Raw genomic sequence first — 3,972 nt, forward strand, 5'->3', positions numbered from 1 at the left:
TATTAGCCCCGGTTTCCCGGAGTTATCCCCATCTGTAAGGTAGGTTGCCCACGTGTTACTCACCCGTCCGCCGCTAAACTTTAGGAGCAAGCTCCCAAAGTTCCGCTCGACTTGCATGTATTAGGCACGCCGCCAGCGTTCGTCCTGAGCCAGGATCAAACTCTCCATAAATCCGGCAGACGATACGCTGCGGATTGCGTCGTCAACTTCACTCGTTCAGTCGGTCACGTACGGTAGTACGCTCCCTCTTTCCCTCGTTCGTTTCCTAGCACTCCACAACGCCTCGTCAGCCGGGACGTATAAGAAAAATTCGAGTTAGCTCGATTTCTTGCTGGCATCATTTAAGATACTCGTTTTGTGTTTGTGTCACCGGCAAAGCCAATGCACAAACATATATTTCGTTAACGTTTTGCTGTTCAGTTTTCAAGGTTCATGTTGTGCGCTTCTTGTAAAAGCGACTTCTCTATATTACTTTAAGCAATCTATGAAGTCAACAACTTTTTTAAAAAAGTTTTCTTGATTTCTCAACCGCCTCAAGCGACAAGAACTACTATACAATAGATCCAATATAGAAATCAAGTGTTTTTCAAAAAAAGTTTTTTCTTTATTGCTTGCACGTCGATAACGAACAACAGAATCCCTATCAATACAATGATTCCACCAATTAATTGTGGAATTGAAATGCTTTCTCGTAAAATGTAATATGCTGCTATAGAAGCTATGACAGGTTCAAATAATACTGCTATTGACACTACATTTGTGCTAACCCACTTTATAGCCCAGTTAAATAATGTATGTCCTAATAAGTTTGGCAGTAAAGCCAAAACAAGAAACCAAGCCCAATCGGATGCCGGATAGTGAAGTAGAGATTGCCTTGTTCCCACTACATATATGAATAGCGCAATCGAACTTGCTAAGTAAACAAGAAAAGTATACGTCACAAGAGATACTCTTTTTCTCACATCTTGCCCAACCAATAAATACGCCGTAATGAAAAGACAAGCCAATAACGCCAGCACATCTCCAAAAAGCGCTGCCCCACTTAACTGAAAGTCACCCCAACTGATGACGACACTTCCTGACAATGCAACCAGGACAGCAATCAGCATTTTACCGCTAATCACTTCTTTAAAGAAAAGCGCAGTTCCAGCTAATGCGAAAATAGGTTGTAACGTAACGAGAACTGTTGAACTTGCAACAGAAGTATAAGTTAGAGATTCAAACCAAAGAATAAAATGAATCGCTAGAAATATCCCCGCAACTGATGAAAATAACCAATCTCTTCTCGTTAACTCTTTCAGCTCATGCCGATAGGAGTGCAGAAAGAACGGAAGCATAAATACTACTGAAAAAAACATACGATAGAAGGCGATCACTCCTGCATCAGCTGTTATTAATTTTACAACGACAGCGGAAAAACCAACAGTCAAGACACCAATAGCAATCGGTATGTATGGATGAATAATCGGTTTATTCATCATAAATCACTTCTCTTTCTATCTATCTACCCTTTACAATAGAAACAGAGGGCATTCTAGACTCTTGTTATATTTTTAAATTTCATATGTAATCTCCCCAATTTGTCCGCGAAGGAGGGTTCACCATGCTTACCTTACTAACTGAGTCGTTTAATATGGAAGCAGTCATTAAAATCGGCATCGCGCTTTTCCTCAGTATAGTCATCGGTGTAGAGAGAGAAATTAAAAAGAAGCCGATCGGGCTAAAAACGAGCGCAGTGATCGCCACCTTTAGTTGCCTCTTAACGATTATTTCAATGGAAGCTGCCTACTTGGTACCTGCCCGTGATGATATCAACATCACGATGGACCCTTTACGTCTATCTGCGCAGATAGTCAGCGGTATTGGATTTTTAGGTGCAGGCGCGATTCTTCGAAGAGACAATGATAATATTACAGGACTCACCACAGCCGCCATGATCTGGGGAGCAGCAGGCATCGGGATTGCTGTAGGTGCAGGTTTTTATCTAGAGGCTTTTTTCGCTGTTATCAGTGTCATGATTGTCATTGAACTGGTCGCCCCTTTCCTTAGCAAATTCGGCCCAAGACGCTTGCGAATGAAAGAAGCAACCTGCATCGTCATCATCACAGATAAATCAAAAATTGAAGACCTAGTGCAATATTTACGAAAAGAAAGCATGGAAATTGACCATATGCGAATTAGACAATTCGAATCGGATCAACACAAGCTGCGGCACGAGTTACAGTTCAAGCTCATTGCACTACCAAAAAAATCCACCTCTTCTCTCTATGTTGAATTGACTACTCTTTCGTATGTAGAATCAGCGGATATCGTGATTTATCCATAAAAAGCGTCAAGTCCATAAGACTTGACGCTCCCCCTCATAAACAAGCTGTTAAAAGCGTAACTACTTCATCTTTCGAAAGTTTAGCATAGCCGCCAACCAGACCCTTGGCAGAAGCTTTTTCAGCAATCAATTCGAGCTGCGAATCATCAATTTGATAGTCAGCAAGCGAAACAGGAGCTCCGATCTTTTGCCAATAGGCACTCAATCGATCAATTCCTTCCATTGCAATCTCCTCATCCGGTTTGCCAGTTGCGTCAACACCGAAGACATTAACCGCTAACCGTACATAACGTTTTGGATTCCGCGGATATGTTAGCCGCATCCAATGCGGGAATAAAATCGCCAATCCTCCTGCGTGAGGGATATCATAAATCGCTGAAACTGCATGCTCTATATCATGAGTACCCCAATCTCCCCTCATCCCCATTGACAAGAAACCATTCAGCCCCCATACACCAGCCAACATCATGGATTCCCGCAATTCCATATTATTAGGATCTTCCACTAACCTCCCACCTATATCCATTACAGAACGTAAGGCAGCTTCGCACATCTCATCTTGAAATGAAGTGTTCTCTGTCAAATGAAAATATTGCTCGAAAATATGAGACATCGTATCCACAATCCCGTTTACTGTTTGATCCATAGGAACCGTTAATGTATACGCTGGATCGAGTATCGAAAACTTAGGATAATTGAATGGGCCACCCCACCCATATTTCTCTTTCGTTTCTTCATTCGTAATAACAGAACCTGCATTCATTTCTGAACTAGTTGCCGTTAATGTCAAGATAGTACCAAAAGGCAACGCTTCTGTCGGTCTCGCCTTTCCTATTACAAAGTCCCAAGGATCACCATCATACTTCGCTGCGGAAGCAATCAATTTTGTACAATCGATCACTGAACCACCGCCAGCTGCCACGATGACATCAATATCGTGCTGTTTACATAAAGCAGCACCTCTTTTAGCGGTCGACAGACGCGGGTTCGGTTCAACTCCACCCATTTCGTATACTTCAAATTCACTTTTGTCCAGAAGGTTCATTAATGAATCATACAATCCATTTCGCTTGATACTTCCGCCACCATAGACTACTAGCACTTTCTTTCCGTAAGTTGCAAGTTCTTTAGGCAATCGCCCTAGTTGGTTCTCCCCAAAAATCAGCTTAGTCGGATTATGAAAAATAAAATTATCCATAATAACGCCTCCTTATCTTACTCTCTATTATGAAAAAGATGTATTTATGATGCAAGTATAGTGTTTTCAAAATGGGATATACTTTGTATAGGAGGAGATCGTATGGAAACACTTCAGAAATTAGCGCTAGCCATAACGATTATCGGCGCATTGAATTGGGGTGTCGTAGGGATTTTCCGATTTGATGTCATCGCACAATTAACGGAAGGCGCTTATCAGCCGTTAGCACGATTTATCTATGTACTCATCGGATTATCCGGACTTATGACGCTTGGTGTATTGTTTAATTATTGGCAGAAAACAGATGAAGAACCGACACCCGAACCATCTACAGATCACGTATAAAAGGCATCTCCTCTATTTGAGGAGATGCCTCAGACTGTAGACAAAAGGGTTGGAAATCGTAACGATTTCCAACCCTTTTGTCATTTCGGTACTAAAATCAGAG

Annotated in this window: 4 protein-coding genes and 1 rRNA gene; 2 read left to right on the forward strand and 3 right to left on the reverse strand. The window is 41.8% G+C overall.

Annotated elements, in window-relative coordinates:
* Together GD002_RS17520 and GD002_RS17525 are read right to left on the reverse strand one after the other, a co-directional pair.
* Positions 1–171: ribosomal RNA gene (locus GD002_RS17520) — 16S ribosomal RNA — on the reverse strand; the annotation flags it as partial.
* Positions 172–575: 404 nt separating this feature from the next.
* Complete coding sequence (locus tag GD002_RS17525; RefSeq protein WP_153733651.1) at positions 576–1,478, reverse strand: DMT family transporter; 903 nt, start codon at positions 1,476–1,478, stop codon at positions 576–578.
* Positions 1,479–1,603: 125 nt separating this feature from the next.
* On the opposite strand from GD002_RS17525, the gene GD002_RS17530 reads away from it, so the two are divergent.
* Positions 1,604–2,326, forward strand: a complete 723-nt coding sequence (locus GD002_RS17530; RefSeq protein WP_153733648.1) for an MgtC/SapB family protein — start codon at positions 1,604–1,606, stop codon at positions 2,324–2,326.
* 34 nt (positions 2,327–2,360) lie between these two features.
* Here the strand turns inward: GD002_RS17530 and GD002_RS17535 are convergent, their stop codons facing one another.
* The gene (locus GD002_RS17535) at positions 2,361–3,524 is read right to left on the reverse strand and encodes an iron-containing alcohol dehydrogenase (RefSeq protein ID WP_153733649.1); all 1,164 of its coding nucleotides are present in this window, start codon (positions 3,522–3,524) and stop codon (positions 2,361–2,363) included.
* Positions 3,525–3,626: 102 nt separating this feature from the next.
* Here GD002_RS17535 and GD002_RS17540 point away from each other — a divergent pair, with 102 nt between their 5' ends.
* A complete protein-coding gene (locus tag GD002_RS17540) occupies positions 3,627–3,869 on the forward strand; it encodes a DUF378 domain-containing protein (protein ID WP_153733650.1) in 243 nt (80 codons plus the stop codon).
* The last annotated feature ends 103 nt before the right edge of the window (positions 3,870–3,972 follow it).

The sequence above is a fragment of the Sporosarcina obsidiansis genome (genome assembly GCF_009651005.1).
Classification (GTDB): Bacteria; Bacillota; Bacilli; order Bacillales_A; family Planococcaceae; genus Sporosarcina; species Sporosarcina obsidiansis.

Bases quoted from the DNA above. Each gene is read 5' to 3' on its own strand.
- GD002_RS17525 (WP_153733651.1), bottom strand. From the start codon at position 1,478: ATGAATAAACCGATTATTCATCCATACATACCGATTGCTATTGGTGTC.
- GD002_RS17530 (WP_153733648.1), top strand. From the start codon at position 1,604: ATGCTTACCTTACTAACTGAGTCGTTTAATATGGAAGCAGTCATTAAA.
- GD002_RS17535 (WP_153733649.1), bottom strand. From the start codon at position 3,524: ATGGATAATTTTATTTTTCATAATCCGACTAAGCTGATTTTTGGGGAG.
- GD002_RS17540 (WP_153733650.1), top strand. From the start codon at position 3,627: ATGGAAACACTTCAGAAATTAGCGCTAGCCATAACGATTATCGGCGCA.